This is a genomic window from Dyella sp. A6, from assembly GCF_036320485.1.
GTDB classification, from domain to species: Bacteria; Pseudomonadota; Gammaproteobacteria; order Xanthomonadales; family Rhodanobacteraceae; genus Rhodanobacter_A; species Rhodanobacter_A aluminiiresistens.
Genome location: NZ_CP132911.1, coordinates 2,387,908 through 2,406,352, shown reverse-complemented (window position 1 = coordinate 2,406,352; position 18,445 = coordinate 2,387,908). Strand labels below are relative to the sequence as shown.

Sequence of the window (18,445 nt, the reverse complement as noted above, 5' to 3'; positions counted from 1 at the left end):
GTTTTCAGCCGAACGAGCCGGTGCGTACCGGGCCTTCGTGCAGGTAACGGTTGACCTGCACGCCGCCGGGCGTGGTCTTGCTCGATGCGAGGCGGAAGGCCGCCGCCTGCGCACGGTCGTCGAACAGCCGCTTGCCGGCGCCGAGCAGCAGCGGGTAGACCAGCAGGCGCAGCTCGTCCACCAGGTCGCTGGCCAGCAACTGGTGGACCAGTTCGCTGCTGCCCTGGGTGACCAGGTCGGGACCGTCGGCAAGTTTGAGGGCGCGGACCGTGGCGAGGATGTCCAGTCCCAGGCTGTAGCTGTTCTGCCAGTCGAGCGTGTCGGCATGATGGGTGGCGACATGCTTGGCGGCCTGGTTGAAGCGGTCGGCGATGCCTCGGTGCGGTGCATCGGCGGGCACCTGCGGCCAGTAGCTGGCGAAGATGTCGTAGGTGCGTCGTCCCAGCAGCAGGTCGATCGGCTGTTCGAACAGCCCGTCCATCGGCTTGATGGAACTGTCGGCATAGGGCCAGATCCAGCCGCCACGGACGAAGCCGTTGCTGGTGTCTTCCTGCGGACCACCGGGTGCCTGCATGACGCCATCGAGGCTGATGAACGCGGGAACGATGAGCTTGCGCATGCCTCTACTCCTGTCGGAACGATGTCGATTCTGGATGTGACGAACGGCCGCCTGCTGCCTCGACACGCCCCGCCATACATTCGCTTCCGCTGGCTGATATGAAAAGGCCCGCTCCACGACGAAGCGTGGAGCGGGCCTTTCTGCAACTGCGTTGCCTGGTGCCCGGCTCAGTGACTGCCGGCACCCGCAACGACCGGCAGCAGCACCGCGCTGCGTCCGTCCGGGCCGTGCTCGATCGTGATCGTGGCCTTCTTGTAGTCCGAGGGCTTGGCGAACAGGATGTTGGGCACGTAGGTCTGCGGGTTGCGGTCGTACAGCGGGAACAGGCTGGACTGGATCTGCACCATGATGCGGTGGCCTGGCTTGAACTCGTAGTTGATCGTCGGCAGGCGGAACTTGTATTCCTGCACCACATTGGCCGGGATCGGCGACGGGTCGGCGAAGCTCTTGCGGTAGCGCCCGCGGAAAATGTCGAGCGATACCGGCAGCTCGTAGCCGCCCATGGCCGGATCGGTGGGGTCGCTGCCCGGGTAGACGTCGATCAGCTTGACCACGAAATCGCCGTCGGTGCCGGTGGTCTTGGCGAAGATGTCGGCGATCGGCGCACCCTGCACGGTCACGGTCCTGGTCAGCACCGGCGTGGTGTACGAGAGCACGTCGGGACGGTCCGCCACGAAGCGTTGGTCGTGGACCAGCCAGGTGCGCCAGCGGGCCTCGTCATTGGCCGGGATCGGGCGCGGCAGGTAGGGCACCGGCTTGGCCGGATCGGAGACATAGCTGTCACCGCCGCCGGCGGGCTGTTCGAAGCCAAGGCCCATGTGCGCCTGCAGGTACAGCGGCGTGAGCTTCTGCGCGCTGGCCACCTTCCAGTCGGCGAAGTCGTCCCAGCGCTTCGCCACCGGGTTGTAGATCATCGCGTCCGGCAGCGGCTTGGCCAGCGGGGTGCCGCGCAGGTAGTGGTTGAACCAGGGGATCATCACCTGGCGGCGGAATTCGGCGGTGGTGTTGCCCGGCCACTTCAGCGGACCGAGGTGGCGGCCGCTGCGGTTGATCTGACTATGCCACCACGGACCGATCACCAGGTGGTTGTTGGCGCGATGGCCGGCCTTCACCAGGGCTTCCCAGGCATGCACGGCGCCGTAGATGTCCTCCTGGTCCCACAGGCCCTGCAGCCACATGGTGGGCACGTTGGACGGGTGCTTGGCGAGCAGCTTGTCCAGCGCCTGCAGCTGCCAGAAAGCGTCATAGGCCGGGTGTGCGGAGAAGCGGTTCCACCAGGGCAGCTGCTTGAAGCCGTGCGCGTCGGCATAGGCGCCGGCCGAGCCGGCTTCGAGGAAGTTGGTGTAGTCGTCGTGGTTTTCGCGCGGCACGCTTTCGCCCGAGCCCTGGGCGGTCATCTGCTCGGTGAAGTAGTCCAGGTTGATCTGACGCAGCGCACCGTAGTGGTACCAGTCGTCGCCCATCCAGCCGTCGATCATCGGGCTCTCCGGCGCCGCGACCTTCAGTGCGGGGTTCGGGTGCAGCAGCGCCATGGCCACCGTCCAGCCGTCGTAGGACGAGCCGATCATGCCGACCTTGCCGTTCGACTGTTTGACGTGCTTCACCAGCCACGCGATGGTGTCCCAGGCGTCGGTGGTGTCGTCGGTCTTGGTGGGGTTGAGCGGGCCCATCGGCGGGCGCGTCATGATGTACTTGCCCTGCGAGCCGTACTTGCCGCGGATGTCCTGCCAGACCAGGATATAACTGCCGTCGGCCCAGTCCTTGTCGCCCGACCACACGGCGTCGGCCATGTGCGGACTGTCGTTCGGCACGAAGCCCTCGGCGTTGTACGGGGTGCGCTCCAGCAGCATCGGCAGGTCGTGCGCGCCCTTCGGAATCAGGATCACCGTATGCAGCTTCACGCCATCGCGCATCGGGATCATCACCTCGCGCTTGATGTAGTCGAAATTGCCTTCCGGCTGCCTCCAGTGAGTCGGAATGTCCGATCCGGTCTGGATCATGTCGGGGGTGACCTTCAGCGCATGCTGGTCCGTCGCGGACGCACTGAACGTGGCGGCCGACAAGGTGCAGGCAAGCGCGATCAGCGCCGATGCCAGGGCGGTCTTCTTCATGTGGGGGACATCCTCATGGGGTGGTTGCACCCGCCACTATGCGAATGTCGGTAGGGGTTTGGCAATCCATGACGACATGATCGGTGTGGCTAGCGTGCCCGGAGTCGACGCCGAGCCAGCCCAGCACTGGCTGCACGTGGTATTGGTGTCGTTGTGTCACGAGATACCGACACCGGACTGATTGCGCTACGCCGAAGGTCAGTATTGATCAGGCTGCCAGCCGGTATGATTAGTCGAGGCTTTGTAGCGACGGATAAAAATGATCCGAGGCATGCCTTTCACGTGGACCGGAATAGGCGTACATACATTCTTTAGCATCTCTGGAAGGGGTGATTATGTTTAGGCGAGACAATGCCCATTATTTATGCAACAAGGCGTGATGCCGAGGCAATTCGAACGTGGATCAATGACTCTGCGGACGTGGCCTGGATCGTGAAATCGGACGAGCGCGGGAAAGTTTACAAGTGGAGGGCAGTGCGGTGCCTTGAGACGCTTGAGCAACAGAGATATGCAATCTGGCATATCCAAAGCGGTTCGCTCAATATTCCTTCTGGTCACCAAGATGTCCCAGATCAGGTTGTCGACGACGCCTTTTGGGGATGGACGCAGTCCTTGGATTACGAAGGGGCTACCTGTCCCTGGTTTGGAGCGAACCTTCCCGGGCCATATCACTTCACGTTTGCGGAAGATGGATGCGAGGCATCCGGTAACCTTGCCCGCTCTGAGTTTTCTTGGGCTATCGATCACTACAAATCCATAGGTAAGTCAGCACATCCCGAGGCCAAGAAATGGTGGCGAGCGCTGATTCGCTTTCTCGACAGGTCTGCCGAGAAAATCCCTTTGGTTGAGTCATTGAGCAATAGAGCGCGCGTTCCAACAGCCTATGTCTTTCCTCAGGCTGCTGAGCAGATACGTAAGGGGCGAAAGCGCGACATTAATCCTTGGTTGCCAAGCCATGATCTCTGAGCGCGCGTTCCACTCGAACGCGCCTCATATCGCTTGCCATGCTGGCAAAGCCGGGTGTTTGAGATCCAAATTGGCATCGCCAATCGCAGGGGCGCTCTGCTGGTCGAGGTCTGTCTTTATGGTCGTGATGGCTGCATGACTTCCCATGTGTTCGTTAGGCCGGGCCGTTAGCTGCTTGGCAGTTCGTCGTCGGACCGGCACGATACGTCGTGAATAGCCGGAAACGGGAGCGGTGACGGTCGTGACAGCGAAAACGATGATGGGGTGGCGCTGGCTGCCGGGTGCGGTGGCGCTGCTTGCCGCCGGCATGGGGCCGGCGATGGGGACGCAGGTGGCGTCCGGGGCGGGATTCGAGATCGGTTCGCGGGTGGTGGCTTCGGCCGAGCCGCCGGTGTCGCGACTGGCGACGAAGCCCTGCGTGGTGACGCTGTTCGCGCACGAGTCGTTCGACGACCATGGCGACGCTTCGTCGATGGCGGCGCATCCGCACCGTTTCGACTACACGCCGCCGAAGGGCTGCGGCGACAGCTGGAGCAAGGTGGTGCTGGAAGCCGACTTTTCCGTGCCGGCGGGGCGCCAGTTCGACCGCACGGTGGCGATCTGGCTGGGCGGCGTGAACCTCTACTTCGGTACCACCATCGAGCCGGAACCGGACGTGGCGCAGCACTGGCATGCGGCGCGCGACCTTACCGACTACACCGCCCTGTTCCGTCAGGCGGAAGCGGGGCAGATGATTCTCAACAACTGGGTCAGCCCCACCACCAATCAGCCGATCTACGCGGATGTCCGGCTGCTCTTCTATCCGGCGGGCAACGGGCAGAAGGCGGCGTCGGCGGCCGACAAGGTGTATCCGCTCGGAAGCGATCCGCGCGGCGAGCAGACGCCGCTGGAAAACGGTAGCGCGAGCCTGTCGCGGAAAATCACGTTCCCCCGCAATGTGGAACGGGCCTATCTGGACGTGATCGCCCAGAGCCAGGCGCATGACGAGCGCTGGTACACATGCGTCGACAAGGCCTACCTGGAACGGACGCGTGACTATTCGCTGGAGTCGTTCGAGGCCTGCGACGGCGGCAGTTTCCGTGGTGTCGAGGTGCTGGTGGACGGCAAGCCGGCCGGGCTGGCGCCGGTCTATCCGTGGATCTACACCGGTGGCGTGGCGCCGCACCTGTGGCTGCCCACACCGGGTATCCAGACGGTCAATTTCATTCCGGCGCGGGTGGACCTGACGCCGTTCGCCGGCCTGCTCGACGACGGCCAGCCGCACACCGTCGCGGTACGCGTGCCGGGCGCCGACCACTTTTTCAATGTGGCGGCGAACCTGCTGGTCTACCAGGACCCACATGCCACCGAGCTGCATGGCGGGTTGATCCGGGACACGCTGGTGGTGCGGCAGCCGGCCGGACTGGTCGTGCGCGACACCCTGCACAAGGACCCCAGGGGGCGCATCATCGGCACGATCGACACCGACCAGGTGCAGTCGTACGTGATCGCCGGGCACCTGCACACGCCGCGCGGCACGATCGTCACCACCGTGCGCTACCACGGCGGATTCCATAATCACCAGACTTTCGCGCGCCCCGGCGCCAGGCGCTACGACGAGACCATCGATCAGGTCGGCACGACTTCGCTGGCGGTGGAGCGCACGCTCGATGGTCATCATCTGGACGGCTATACGCTGAGCCAGCGCGACCCGCTGTACCTCTCCGTGCGCAAGACCATGCGGACCAAGGGGCAGGATTTCACCGCCAATGTGGCGATGAAGCAGGGGCATCGTATCGAGACGCGGCGGACCGACGCGCACGGCGCGGTCTATCACGCCGTGCTGGACGAAAACCTAGCCACCCGCGACCACGCCGACGGCAACACCATTCCCGATCCGCTCGACCGCAGCCGCTTCGCGCATGACGAGGCGGGCAGCGAGCGCGCGACCTTCCGCGATTCGCTGGGTAGCTGCTATAGCACGGCGCTGCGTTCGCGCGACGAGCGCCTGACCCGGGTCGCGCAAGGCACCGGTTGCCCCGGCGACGTCAATCATCTGGACAGCCGTTCGCGCCCGGATCATCCATGGCTGGTGCCGCTGCATACGGCATGGTCGGACTAGGCGTGGCTGGCACTTGCCCAGGGGTTGTGCAACTGCGCACTTGAGCGCGTCGGTACTGCGTGGGACGATCCGGCGATGACCCGCGAACCCGCTTCGGCAGTGCAGTTGCGTGACCTGGCACGGTTGCGCCACGTGCGCGATCGCATCGACCGCGAGTATGCGCGGCCGCTGAATGTCGATGTGCTGGCACGTGGCATCGGCATGTCGGCCGGTCACCTGAGTCGCCAGTTCAGGGCGGCCTTCGGCGAGTCGCCCTACAGCTACCTGATGACCCGTCGCATCGAGCGCGCAATGGCCCTGTTGCGGCGGGGCGACCTGGGTGTCACCGAGGTCTGCTTCGCGGTGGGATGTGCCTCGCTGGGTACCTTCAGTACGCGCTTTGCCGAGCTGGTGGGCATGTCACCCAGTGCCTACCGGCGCGACGCGGCACTTGCGACGGAGGGGCTGCCTTCCTGCGTGGCAAGGCAGGTGACGCGACCGATCAGGAATCGAGAAGCGCCGGCCGCGACTCCGGATCTAGCATGACGGCTTCTTCCACAGGAGGTATCGCACGCATGGACATCAGCATTCACGCCAGTTTTCTGCCGCACACCGATCCCGACGCCTCGCTGGCGTTCTACCGCGACACGCTCGGTTTCGAGGTGCGCAACGACGTGGGCTACAACGGTATGCGCTGGATCACGATGGGGCCGGCGGAACAGCCAGGTACGTCCATCGTGCTGTTTCCGCCAGCGGCGAGCCCTGGCGTCACCGACGACGAGAAACGCACCATCGCCGAGATGATGGCCAAGGGAACCTACGCGATCATGTTGCTGGCAACGCCGGATCTCGATGCGGCGTTCGAGCGCATCCAGGCCAGTGGCGCCGAGATCGTCGAGGAACCCACCATGCAGCCGTACGGGGTGCGCGACTGCGCCGTGCGCGATCCGGCCGGCAACCTGTTGCGCGTGCAGCAGAGGAGTTGAGTACATGGCACGCACGACACCCGAGATCCGGTCACCGGCCAAGGCCGCGAAGAAAGCCGTCGTCCGTCGCCGGGCGGAAACATCGACGGCAGGCTTCTCCGCCGAGGAACGCGCGGCGATGCGCGAGCGCACCCGTGAAACGAAGGCGTCCGCTCGTCGCGGCGCCGATGGCGAGCGTGATGTGCTGGACAAAATCGCCTCGATGCCGGAGCCGGACCGCGAGATGGCGGGCCGGCTGCATGCCTTGCTCAAGGTCCGCGCGCCGATGCTGGTGCCCAGGACGTGGTACGGCATGCCGGCGTATGCGCGGGACGGCAAGATTCTCTGCTTCTTCCAGAGCTCGCAGAAGTTCGGAACCCGCTACGCCACGCTCGGTTTCAGCGACAAGGCCGGCCTCGACGATGGTGCGATGTGGCCGACGGCATTCGCGCTGACGGCATGGACGCCGGCCGTGGAAAAGCGCATCGCGGCCCTGATCGTGAAAGCGGTGGGCTGAGTCTGTTCGCGACGCGCCCGGCTATCCTCAGGCGCCGTGCGAGCGTGCCCACTGCACGATGCCCGCGCTTTGCATGGCGCCTGCCTGGCGGGCGATTTCACGGCCGCCGCGGAACAGCGCGAGGGTGGGAATGCTGCGGATGTCGTAGCGGGCGCCCACAGCCTGTTCCGCTTCGGTATCCAGTTTGAGCAGACGCACCCGCGGCTCCAGCTGCGCGGCCGCCTGCACGAACTGCGGCGCCATCATCCGGCACGGGCCGCACCACGGTGCCCAGAAGTCCACCAGCACCGGGATGTCGTTGCGCGCCAGGTGCTTCTGGAAAGCGGCGTCGTTCACTTCGTGCGGCTGTCGCTGGAACAGCGCCTGATGGCAGCGGCCGCAGGTCGGGGCTGCGCCAAGGCGCTCGGCCGGCACGCGGTTCACTGCCTCGCAGTGCGGACAGACGATGTGGAGTGCGTCGCTCATGGCTTGACCTCGAATGCGTGGCCGGAATGGCCCTCCGCCGTATGTGGGGACGGTGGCCCAAATCTACAGGGGTAGCCTTTTTGCCGCGATTTGTAAGGCACGTGCAAGCAAGCACGTGCCGCAAGAAAATGCCAGTGCCGTAACGTGTCCCGTGTCACATCGTGTGATGGCATCGTCTGCGCATAGTGACGTCGACTCTTGCGGGGCGTGCCGAGCAATTCGGCGAATCGCCCCGGTTGAGTCGCTGGGGATGAAGGACGGATCGAGGCCACGGGGAAACGGACGAGGGGCGTTATGGGGGCTTGTCGCATGGCGATGGGATACCTGTCGCTGCTGCGGCATCGATGATGTAGTGATCGACGCATGCTGGATGTGAGCCGCCCGCTGCGAACGCGGCGCATGCCTCACCCGTGCGGATGTGCGCGCGCATGTCCATGCCATGCGGTCCCGGATGTGGCGTGACGTGCGATGTCCCGAGGCCGTCGAATCGTGTCGCCGTGAATCGTCCGGTGTCCCCGATGCAGCACGCTGCGACGTGCTGCCTGTATTTGCGAGATGTGTAGTTGGGAAAGCCAGCCCCTCGTTCTGTCGAGGGGATTCGAAACCCATGCAGTTACATATTCTGAGGAGATCGCAATGCAATCCAAGCTCAAGATGACCTGCCTGCTCGCCATGGGACTCGCCGGAGCGGCCTTGTTGCCGTCAGCGTTTGCGGCCCCGGCCGGGTACTCGTTCGGATCGAGTGCCAGCGATGCGCAGGTTGGCCCGCTGGAGGCGGCCGCACGTGCATCCTGGCGTCATGACATGGCGCATGTCGCCACGCCGGCGCAGGGCTGCTTCCATGCTGTCTACCCGAGCATCGTATGGCAGCAGGTCGCCTGCAACGACATGGCTCCGCGCTCGCATCCGGTGCCGCGCTGGCATGCGTTCGGTATTGCGCAGACCAACGGCAGTTCGCAGACCACCGGCAATGGCAACGACTACACCATCCAGACCGCGTCGCTGATCAGCGAGACGGTCGGCAGCTTCCCCTCGGTCAGTGGGGTGACCTCGGAGACCGGTGTCGGCGTGGCGTCGTATGGGGGCGGCGGCATTCTCGGGGCGAACGAGTATTCGCTGCAGATCAATTCCAGCTTCAATTCCACTACCTCCGCCTGTGGCGGTCGTTCGGGCTGCACGATCTGGCAGCAGTTCGTCTATGCGCCGGACTACCAGACCAGCGGCGAGGCCTCGGTGTTCATGCAGTACTGGCTGATCGGCTACGGCGGTCGTCGCTGCCCGCGCAGCTGGGGTAGCGACGGTTATGGCGACTGCTATCGCAACAGTGCGATCACGGTTGCGCCGGATGTGCCGGCGACCGACCTGGCGAGCGCGAAGCTGACCGGCACCGTGACCTCCGGCGGCAACGACACGGTCGTCTTCACCTACGGTACCAATGCCTACAGCTCCAGCGGCAGCGACAGCGTGCTGTACCTGTCGCAGGTGTGGAACTCGTCCGAGTTCAACGTCGTCGGCAACGCCGGCGGTTCGGAGGCCGACTTCAACAGCGGTTCGTCGCTGACGGTCAACGTGGCGGTGAACGACGGCGCCACCAGCGTGCCGAGCTGTGTGGCTAATTCCGGTTCCACCGGCGAGAGCAACAACCTCAACCTGGGCAGCTGCAGTGCCTACGGCGGCTCGATGCCGTACATCCAGTTCACCGAGTCGAACTGAGTCCGAAACGCGCATCCCGGGCTCACCCGGGCCGGACGCCGGGAGCTTGTCTCCCGGCGTCCGGGCATGTGGCACCGCGCAACGTGCGATGGTGCCCATGTACACGCTTCGACGATGCTCCGGCACGCTGCCGTCAGCGCTGTCATATCGCTATGATGGGCGTTCATTGTCCATGTGAGGCTCATGATCATGTCCACTGCATTCGCGCGCATTAGCCGTGTCCTGCTGGGGGTGACGCTTGCGATGTCGGCGGTATCGGTCATGGCGACAGGCACGCCGCCGGAAGTGCATGTCGACAGCGGGCAGTTGTCGGGCATCCGCAATGCGCGCATGGGGCTGGACGAATTCAAGGGCATTCCCTATGCCGCGCCGCCGCTTGGCGCGCTGCGCTGGAAACCGCCGCAACCGGTGGCACCGTGGATCGGCGTGCGCAAGGCCGACCGCTTCGCACCGCGCTGCATGCAGCGGCCACTGTTCAGCGACATGGTGTTCCGTTCCAACGGCATGAGCGAGGACTGCCTGTATCTGAACGTGTGGACGCCGGCGCACAGCGAAGGCAAGAAGCTGCCGGTGCTGGTGTATTTCTATGGCGGTGGTTTCCTCACCGGCGACGGCTCGGAGTCGCGCTACGACGGTGCCAGCCTGGCCCGCCGCGGCATCGTCACGGTGACCGTGAACTACCGGCTGGACGTATTCGGCTTCCTGGCGCTGCCGGCGTTGGCCAGGGAATCCCCGTACCACGCCACCGGCAACTACGGGCTGCTCGACCAGAATGCCGCGCTGCATTGGGTGCAACGCAATATCGCGGCTTTCGGCGGCGATCCGTCGCGGGTCACCATCGGTGGTGAATCGGCCGGCTCGATGTCGGTATCCGCACAGATGGCTTCGCCGTTGTCGAAGGGCCTGATGCATCAGGCCATCGGCGAGAGCGGCGCGGTGCTCGGCAATCTCAAGCCACGGCCTTTGGCACTGAGCGAGCAGCAGGGCGAGGCCTTCATGCGGGATGTCGGTGCCCATTCACTGGCGGACCTGCGCGCGATGAGCGCGGACAAACTGCTGAAAGCCTGCGGCGACAAGAGCGCGGCTGCATTCGGTTCGACCATCGACGGCTTCGGACCGAACATCGACGGCTGGTTCTTCCCGCGTTCGCCCGAGGCCATCTTCAAGGCCGGTGAGCAGGCGCATATTCCGCTGCTGGTGGGTTCGAACTCGCAGGAGGGTTATTACGCCAGCCTGTTCGGCGACAAGCCACCGACCCCGGCCAACTACCGCGCGGTGCTGGAAAAGCAGTTCGGCAGCCAGGCGAATGAAGCATTGAAGCTGTATCCGGGGCAGACCGAGGCGCAGGTGAAGGCCTCCGGCACGGCGCTGGCCGGCGACCAGTTCATCGCCTTCGCCACCTGGCGCTGGATGCATCTGCAGCGCCAGACCGGTGAGGCGCCGGTGTATTACTACTATTTCGACAAGGGGCGCCCGGCCAAGCGCGACGGCAGTGCTGGTCCCGATCCGGGCGCGGTGCACAGCGGCGAGATCGAATACGCACTGGGCAACCTTGACGGCAACCATGTATATGCGTGGACGCCGGTCGACCGCAGGGTTTCGACCACCATGGAGGCCTACTGGGCCAACTTCATCAAGACCGGCAACCCGAACGGCAAGGGTTTGCCGCACTGGCCGGCGACGGCGCCGAAGGACGGCGGGCTGCTGCGCCAGGTGATCGGTGCGCACACGCATACTATCGTCGACCACAAGGCAGCGCGCTACGAGTTCCTGCAGCATTTCGAGCCCGACGCGCACCTGTAAACCGGATGCCGCATCGCGCCTGCGATGTGGCAGCAGCGATGCGCTAGGCTTGGCGCATCGCTTGCCAGCCAGGGGTTCAGCGCCATGTCCAGGGTCCGGTGGTTCGTCGGGGTGGTCGTCCTGCTGCTGGCTGGCGCGGCCGGGTCCGGACTGGCACAAGCGCAGGATGGGCCGCCGAAGCCGGACATGTACCGGCCGCGTTACCACTTCACGCCGACGCGCAACTGGATGAACGATCCGAACGGGCTGGTCTGGTACAAGGGCCAGTACAACCTGTTCTTCCAGTACAACCCCTACGGCGACCTGTGGGGGCACATGAACTGGGGACACGCGGTCAGCCGCGACCTGGTGCACTGGCACCTCTTGCCGGTCGCGATTCCGGAAACGGATGTGATGGCGTTTTCCGGCAGCGCGGTGGTCGACTGGCATGACACCAGCGGTCTGGGCAAGTCCGGCCAGCCACCGTTGGTGGCGCTGTATACCGGTTTCAATCCGAAGACGAAAATCCAGGCGCAGTACCTGGCCTACAGTAACGACGGCGGCCTTGCCTGGACGCGCTACGGAGACAAGCCGGTGCTCGACATCGGCTCGACCGAGTTTCGCGATCCCAAGGTGTTCTGGTATGCGCCGGGGCATCACTGGGTGATGGCGGTGGTGCGCGCCACCGCCAACCAGGTGGCGATCTACGATTCGCCGAACCTGATCGACTGGACGCTTGCCAGCGTGTTCGGACCGGCCGGCGCACGAGCGCGCGAGTGGGAGTGTCCCGATCTGTATCCGATGCCGGTCGTGGGCCATCCAGGCGAAACGCGCTGGGTGCTGGCGGTGAACCTGAGCAATGGCGCACCGGCCGGATCGGGCGCGCAGTATTTCGTCGGCAGCTTCGACGGTAAGCGTTTCGTGCCCGATCCGTCTTGGGGCAGCGCGCCGCGCTGGATCGACAAGGGCGCCGACTTCTATGCCAGTTCCACCTGGAACGACATACCCGCCAGCGACGGCCGGCGCCTACTGATCGGCTGGGCCGACGGGCACGCCTATTCGCAGGCGATACCGGGTTACCCCGAACGCGGTGCGATGTCGCTGCCGCGGGTGCTGACCCTGCATCGTGGCGCGGACGGATTCCGCCTGTGGCAGGCACCGGTCCGCGAGTTGCAGTCCCTGCGCGCGGACCCACGCACCGCCAGCAAGCTGACGCTGGACGGGACGCCGCTCGACCTGTCGCGGTGGGTGACCGATGGTCGTTCGGCCGAGCTCGAGCTGGACATCGACACCGGTCATGCGCGGCAGATCCTGTTCACGATCACCGATGCCAAGGGTTACGTCACGCAGATCGGCGCGAATCCCGCCGTGAACGAGATCTTCGTCGACCGGGACCGCTCGGGGCCGCATTTCAGCGATGCCTTCGGTGGCCGCCAGGTGGCCAGGGTCGACATGCACGACCGGCACCTGCGTCTGCATCTGTTCGTCGACCGTTCGATCATCGAGGTCTTCGCCGACGGTGGCCGCACGGTGATGACCGAGCGCTTTTTCCCGGGCAGCGAGCAACTGCGCTGGTCGGCCAGCGCCCGGGGCGGCAAGGCCACGGTGCTGCATCTGCGGGTATGGCGGATGAAGGCGTATCGGCGGCACGGGCTCGGCGATGGTGAACCGGAGGCTGCTGCCACCACGCACTAGGGCTCGGTAGCTGCCGCCGGCTTCGGTTATCGTGTGGGGGTTCCCTTACATGACCCAGAGAGTAGTGGCATGACCAGCACGTCGTCGTTTTATCCCATCGGTACACCGGGCCAGCCCTGGGGTGCCGCGGAGCGGGCCGAGTGGCGCTCGCAGCAGCGTCCGCAACGCAGTTACGAACAGGACGTGTTGAGCGTGGTCGAGCGGCTGCGGTCGCGTTTCGATGTCGAGGAATACGGTTGCCTGGATTACGCGCCTGACGGCAGCTTCCCGTTGTTCGCGCTGCGCTCGCGCGGCTGGTCCGACGAGTTGCCGTGCATGCTGGTGACGGGTGGCGTGCACGGTTACGAAACCAGTGGCGTGCATGGCGCGCTGCAATTCGCCGAGCAGCATGCATCGGCCTACGACGGCCGTGCCAACCTGCTGATCGTGCCGTGCGTCAGTCCGTGGGCCTACGAGCGGATCCACCGCTGGAACCCGGATGCGATCGACCCGAACCGCTCGTTCCACGCGGACAGCCCGGCCGGCGAGTCGGCCGCGCTGATGCGGCTGGTCGCACCGCTGCACGAGCGCATCGTGATGCATATCGACCTGCACGAGACCACCGACAGCGACGAGTCCGAGTTCCGTCCCGCACTGGCGGCACGCGACGGCAAGGTCTACGCGCCGGATACGATTCCGGACGGCTTCTACCTGGTGGACGACAGCGAGAATCCGCAACCGGCATTCCAGAAGGCGGTGATCGAGGCGGTGGCGAAGGTCACCCACATCGCGCCGGCTGACGAACGTGGCGAGATCATCGGTTCGCCGGTGGTTGCGCCGGGCGTCATCAACTATGCGCTGAAGCCGCTGGGCTTGTGCGCGGGGATCAGTGGCGCGCGCTACACCACGACCACCGAGGTCTATCCGGACAGCCCGCGCGCCACGCCCGAGCTGTGCAATGCCGCGCAGGTGGCCGCCGTGCACGCGGCCATCGATTTCGCCTTGGCACACATGGCCTGAACCCAGGCGCGGGTGTTTCGATGACGATGCTTTCTACCGACCCGGTCGTGCGCGAGCTGATCGACGCTCTGCCCGACGTTGTCGCCCAGGCGGATTCGCTGGAAACACTGGTCCGGCCATTGCTCGAGCTGCTGGAAACAGTGACGGGGCTGGAGTCGACCTACCTCACCACGATCGACATCGAGGCTGGTTACCAGCGGATTCTGTTTGCCCGCAACACGCGCCGGATGAAGGTGCCCGAGGGTCTCTCCGTTCCGTGGGAGGACACGCTGTGCAAACGGGCACTCGAAGACGGCAGTACCTATGTCAGCGACGTGCCCGAACGCTGGGGCAATGTCGATGCGGCGCGCGAACTCGGCATTGCGACGTATGCCAGTACGCCGGTGCATACCGGTGACGGCCACCTGTACGGCACCTTGTGCGCGGCCAGTGACGAGCGCCGGCCTGGCGTACCCGGGGCCATGCACGTGATGGAAATGTTCTCGAAGCTGATCGCCCAGCAGGTCGAGCGGGAACAGACCGTGCAGTCGCTGCGTCAGGCCAACGACGAACTGTCGGTCAGCGCGCATACCGATCAGGTGACGCGCTTGCCCAACCGTCGTGCCCTGCTCGAATCGATGGAACGACGTCTTGCTGCGACGGCCACGGACGGTGGGCGGGTGCTGGTCGCCTTCATCGACCTGGACGGATTCAAGGGCATCAACGACCGCTACGGCCACGCCATAGGCGACCGTTTCCTGATCGCCATCGGCCAGCGCCTGCAGGGCGTGCTACGCGGGCTGGATCTGGTGGCACGGCAGGGTGGCGATGAATTCGTGGTGCTCTCGTCGGCCGCAGCCGATGCCGCACCAGCCATGGCCGAAGCCTTGTCGGCACGGCTGCTGGCTGCAACCTGTGGCAGCTTCGCACTGGGCGAGCTCACGATCGATTACGACGGACCGAGCATCGGAGTGATCGTGGCCGAGCCGGGCGCCTCCGATGCGGAAGCATTGCTGGAGCGAGCCGATGCGGCCATGTACCAGGTCAAGCGCCAGCGCAAGGAACGGCTGCAGCACTAAGCCATCGCGTCCGGTGCCCGCGAGGTGAAGATGGCGACCTGGTCGCTGCTCACGCGGGAGTCCAGCGGTGTCAGCCATGTCTCGCCGGCGACGGTCGCGGTGCAAGGGCCGTAGGTGCAGACGCGTATGTCACGCCGTGTGCTGCATTCGTGCAGCGTGTCGAGTACGGCCCGCAGCACGCTGCCGCGGAACGGTGTGTAGAGATAGAACACGTTGCCTTCGGCGTAGTTGGCGGCACGCGCATCGACGGCATCGAAGCGGACCCGCCTGAGCGCCAGCGCATCCGCCGCATGCCGGGCGCAGGCGACGTAGGCAGGCTCGAGTTCGATGCCGATGCTGCGTGCGGGCGTGAGGATCGCCGCCAGCAGTGGCACGTGGCCGAGTCCGGAGCCGATGTCCACCAGCACGTCGTCAGGTGCCAGCCGAAGCTGCCGCAGCAGGCTGAAGATGTGCCGGGCCGGGGTGGGCTGGTAGAACACCATGTCCGGCGATAGCGTCACCGCCGGTGTCGCGGGTTCTTCCAGCTGAAGAATGCCGCTGACCAGCGCGTCGGCGTGGTCGTAGCCGTCGCCTCCGGCCGGGGTTTCGTCCAGCCATGGTTCCATGGCCGCGATGCCGTGCCCCTGGCGGATCGCTTCGCGCAGGCTGTGGAACAGGCCGGCATCGGCGGCGCTCAGCCGCTCCCGCAGGGCCTGCACGCGCGCGTCCAGGCGGGTGTGCGGTATGTCTTCCGGGAACATGCGTTCGAGCCAGTCCAGGGCCTCCGTGCGCGCTTTCAACCGTGCGGGAAGGACAAGCGAGGCATCGCGTTCGAGTTGGGCGAGCGTGGAATCCAGAGGCGTCATCGGGATGATCGTAGCGGCATCCTTGCCGTGCAGGAACGGCGCTGTCGGCATGCCCGGTCCGGACGGTCATGTTAAGTTGCCTGGTCATCGACTGCCTGCAGGAGTTCGTCATGCCGACCGCCGTTTCCATTGCACCGTCGCAGGGTGCGCGTCGTGTCGCGGCACGCCTCGCCATCGCCGTTTCGATGGCGCTCGCCACGCAGGCCGCGCTGGCCGAGGGCCAGCGCGGCGGCCAGGTGCCGGCTCCGCAGGATACGGTCTATCCCGGCACGATCACCCTGCACGTCTATGCCGGCGACACGCGGCAGGGCATCTTCCGCGTGCACGAAACGATTCCGGTACGTCCCGGTGCGCTGACCCTGCTGTACCCGCAGTGGATTCCCGGCGACCACTCGCCGACCGGCCCGGTCGACATGCTGGCCGGGCTGACGCTCAGTGCAGGCGGCAAGCCGCTGATGTGGAAGCGTGACGAATACAACGTGTACGCCTTCCACGTGGTTGTTCCGCAAGGCGTTTCGGTGCTGGATGCCGATTTTCAGTACCTCTCGCCCCGCCGCGGCGGGTTCCAGATGACCGACCGCATGCTCGACCTGGAATGGAACCGGGTGGCGCTGTATCCGGCCGGTCACTATTCGCGCGAGATCACCTTCGCGCCCAGCGTCACGCTGCCCCGGGGCTGGCGCTTCGGCACCGCGCTGGAGACGGCATCGAGCGCGGCGGGCACCACCACGTTCAAGCCGGTCACGTTCAACAACCTGGTCGATTCGCCGATCTATGCCGGGCTCTATTTCAAGCGCGTCGACCTCAACCCCGGCGGCAAGGCGCCGGTGCACCTGGACATCGTCGCCGACGCGCCTAAAGACCTGGTGATGACACCGGAACAGCTGAAGGTGCATCGCGCCCTGGTGACGCAGGCACTCAGGCTGTTCGGTGCGCATCATTACGATCACTACGACTTCCTGTTCTCGCTGTCCGACCAGCTGGCCGGCAACGGCCTGGAACATCACCAGTCGAGCGAGGACGGCATGGGCGCCGACTACTTCACCGACTGGGCCCACAACGCCCCGAACCGCGACCTGCTGGCGCACGAATACACGCACTCGTGGAACGGCAAGTTCCGCCGTCCGGCTGACCTGTGGACGCCCAACTTCAACGTGCCGATGGGCGACTCGCTGCTGTGGGTGTACGAGGGGCTGACCCAGTATTGGGGCTATGTGCTGACGGCGCGCTCGGGCATGTGGACGCCGCAGCAGTTCCGCGACGCGCTGGCGATGGTGGCGGCCAACTACGACCGCAACCGGGTCGGCTTCGACTGGCGCACCCTGGAAGACACCACCAACGACCCCACCGCCGCCCATCGTGCCGCGTTGCCTTACCGCAGCTGGCAGATGAGCGAGGACTACTACAGCGGCGGCCAGATGATGTGGCTGGCAGTCGATGCCAAAATCCGCGCGCTGACGCACGACCGCAAGTCGCTGGACGATTTCGCCAGGGCTTTCTACGGCATCGACAACGGCAGCTACGTCACCAAGACCTATACCTTCGACGACGTGGTGACGGCGCTGAACGGAGTTGCGAAATACGACTGGGCGCACTTCCTGCGCGCCCGTGTCGATGCGCTTCGACCGCCGTTCCTGCAGGGTGTGACGGCCTCGGGCTGGAAGCTGGTCTACACCGACCAGCCCAGCGCCTATGAGAAGGCCTACGACAGCCAGCCGGAATCGCCGCGGCACCTGTACAACTTCACCTGGTCGATCGGCATCACCCTGACAAGGAACGGCGAGATCAACGACGTGCGCTGGAACGGGCCGGCCTTCAAGGCAGGCGTCAGCACCGGCGCCACGCTCGTTGCGGTCGACGGCCGGGCCTACACCAGCGACGTGCTCAAGCAGGCGATCGCCGCGGCCAAGGGCACGCAGGCGCCGATCAGGCTGCTGATGAAGTACCAGGGCGGGCTGACCACCGTGCCGGTGGACTACCACGGCGGCCTGCAGTATCCGCATCTGGTCCGCATCGAGGGCACGCCGGACTATCTGGACCAGATCATCGCGGCGCGGCACTAGCCACCCAGTCCGGGTCGGGTGCCGCCATGCCGCAGCCCCAGCAGGGCTGCGCCGGCGTGCCGGGCTGACTTTTTGCTCACGTTTGCCGTTCTACGCTTGTCGCTTTGCGGCTACCGCCGCGCTGTCGAGGAGTCGTGTCATGGCGAGCAAGTTGTCCTTCTGGATGCCGGCCGTGCTGCTGGTGGCCTTCGTGCCGGCGATGGCACTGGCCGCGGATGGCAGTGCGGCGGCAACCAAACAGGCTGCGACTGCGGCGGCGCATGCCGGCATGTCGCTGGGTGCCGGCAACCTGAAGACGGCACACCTGCACCTGCACCACGTGGTCAACTGCCTGGTCGGCCCGTCGGGCTGGGGCTTCGACGCCAAGGCGGGCGACCCGTGCAAGGGCATGGGGCATGGCGCCATCGCGGATGCCAAGGGCGACAAGGCGATGGAGGCACGCCTGCACAAGGCGCTGGCCGATGCCCGTAGCGGCCTGAAGTCGCATAACCTGGCGACCGCCCATGCGGATGCGAAGAAGGCGATGGAGACCCTGCAGGCGAAATGAGCCTCGCGGCGGGCCGGCCG

The 18,445-nt window shown here is 65.5% G+C and carries 16 protein-coding genes; 12 read left to right on the top strand and 4 right to left on the bottom strand.

The window, feature by feature from the left end:
* Positions 1–4: 4 nt before the first annotated feature.
* Both RA164_RS10775 and RA164_RS10770 read right to left on the bottom strand, forming a co-directional pair.
* Entirely contained in the window at positions 5–619 is a 615-nt protein-coding gene (locus RA164_RS10775) for a dihydrofolate reductase family protein (RefSeq protein ID WP_329740852.1), read from the bottom strand.
* Between the two features lie 167 nt (positions 620–786).
* Complete coding sequence (locus tag RA164_RS10770; RefSeq protein ID WP_329740851.1) at positions 787–2,730, bottom strand: CocE/NonD family hydrolase; 1,944 nt, start codon at positions 2,728–2,730, stop codon at positions 787–789.
* Between the two features lie 351 nt (positions 2,731–3,081).
* Between RA164_RS10770 and RA164_RS10765 the strand changes: the two genes are divergently transcribed.
* The 5 genes from RA164_RS10765 (at position 3,082) to RA164_RS10745 (ending at position 7,258) form a co-directional block, all read left to right on the top strand.
* Positions 3,082–3,696, top strand: a complete 615-nt coding sequence (locus RA164_RS10765; protein WP_329740850.1) for a hypothetical protein — start codon at positions 3,082–3,084, stop codon at positions 3,694–3,696.
* 241 nt (positions 3,697–3,937) lie between these two features.
* A complete protein-coding gene (locus RA164_RS10760) occupies positions 3,938–5,797 on the top strand; it encodes a peptide-N4-asparagine amidase (protein ID WP_329740849.1) in 1,860 nt (619 codons plus the stop codon).
* Positions 5,798–5,872: 75 nt separating this feature from the next.
* Entirely contained in the window at positions 5,873–6,322 is a 450-nt protein-coding gene (locus RA164_RS10755) for a helix-turn-helix transcriptional regulator (protein ID WP_329740848.1), read from the top strand.
* Between the two features lie 29 nt (positions 6,323–6,351).
* A complete protein-coding gene (locus RA164_RS10750) occupies positions 6,352–6,762 on the top strand; it encodes a VOC family protein (RefSeq protein ID WP_329740847.1) in 411 nt (136 codons plus the stop codon).
* A 4-nt stretch (positions 6,763–6,766) separates the two neighbouring features.
* The gene (locus tag RA164_RS10745) at positions 6,767–7,258 is read left to right on the top strand and encodes an iron chaperone (protein ID WP_329740846.1); all 492 of its coding nucleotides are present in this window, start codon (positions 6,767–6,769) and stop codon (positions 7,256–7,258) included.
* 27 nt (positions 7,259–7,285) lie between these two features.
* Here the strand turns inward: RA164_RS10745 and trxC are convergent, their stop codons facing one another.
* Complete coding sequence (trxC, locus tag RA164_RS10740; RefSeq protein WP_329740845.1) at positions 7,286–7,723, bottom strand: thioredoxin TrxC; 438 nt, start codon at positions 7,721–7,723, stop codon at positions 7,286–7,288.
* A 636-nt stretch (positions 7,724–8,359) separates the two neighbouring features.
* Between trxC and RA164_RS10735 the strand changes: the two genes are divergently transcribed.
* From RA164_RS10735 to RA164_RS10715, 5 genes are all read left to right on the top strand, one after another.
* Positions 8,360–9,436, top strand: coding sequence for a hypothetical protein (locus RA164_RS10735; protein ID WP_329740844.1), 1,077 nt, complete (start codon positions 8,360–8,362; stop codon positions 9,434–9,436).
* Positions 9,437–9,625: 189 nt separating this feature from the next.
* Complete coding sequence (locus RA164_RS10730) at positions 9,626–11,239, top strand: carboxylesterase/lipase family protein (protein WP_329740843.1); 1,614 nt, start codon at positions 9,626–9,628, stop codon at positions 11,237–11,239.
* Positions 11,240–11,323: 84 nt separating this feature from the next.
* Complete coding sequence (locus tag RA164_RS10725) at positions 11,324–12,913, top strand: glycoside hydrolase family 32 protein (protein WP_329740842.1); 1,590 nt, start codon at positions 11,324–11,326, stop codon at positions 12,911–12,913.
* Positions 12,914–12,982: 69 nt separating this feature from the next.
* The gene (locus RA164_RS10720) at positions 12,983–13,912 is read left to right on the top strand and encodes a M14 family metallopeptidase (protein WP_329740841.1); all 930 of its coding nucleotides are present in this window, start codon (positions 12,983–12,985) and stop codon (positions 13,910–13,912) included.
* A 20-nt stretch (positions 13,913–13,932) separates the two neighbouring features.
* The gene (locus RA164_RS10715) at positions 13,933–14,970 is read left to right on the top strand and encodes a sensor domain-containing diguanylate cyclase (RefSeq protein ID WP_329740840.1); all 1,038 of its coding nucleotides are present in this window, start codon (positions 13,933–13,935) and stop codon (positions 14,968–14,970) included.
* Here the strand turns inward: RA164_RS10715 and RA164_RS10710 are convergent.
* Positions 14,967–15,866: a class I SAM-dependent methyltransferase gene (locus RA164_RS10710; RefSeq protein WP_329740839.1), complete on the bottom strand. Its 900-nt coding sequence runs from the start codon at positions 15,864–15,866 to the stop codon at positions 14,967–14,969. The genes RA164_RS10715 and RA164_RS10710 overlap by 4 nt on opposite strands.
* Positions 15,867–15,925: 59 nt before the next feature.
* Between RA164_RS10710 and RA164_RS10705 the strand changes: the two genes are divergently transcribed.
* Positions 15,926–17,878, top strand: coding sequence for a M61 family metallopeptidase (locus RA164_RS10705; protein ID WP_329740838.1), 1,953 nt, complete (start codon positions 15,926–15,928; stop codon positions 17,876–17,878).
* 139 nt (positions 17,879–18,017) lie between these two features.
* Positions 18,018–18,425 (top strand): hypothetical protein, encoded by a 408-nt coding sequence (locus tag RA164_RS10700; protein WP_329740837.1) that lies wholly within the window; start codon positions 18,018–18,020, stop codon positions 18,423–18,425.
* Positions 18,426–18,445: the final 20 nt, after the last annotated feature.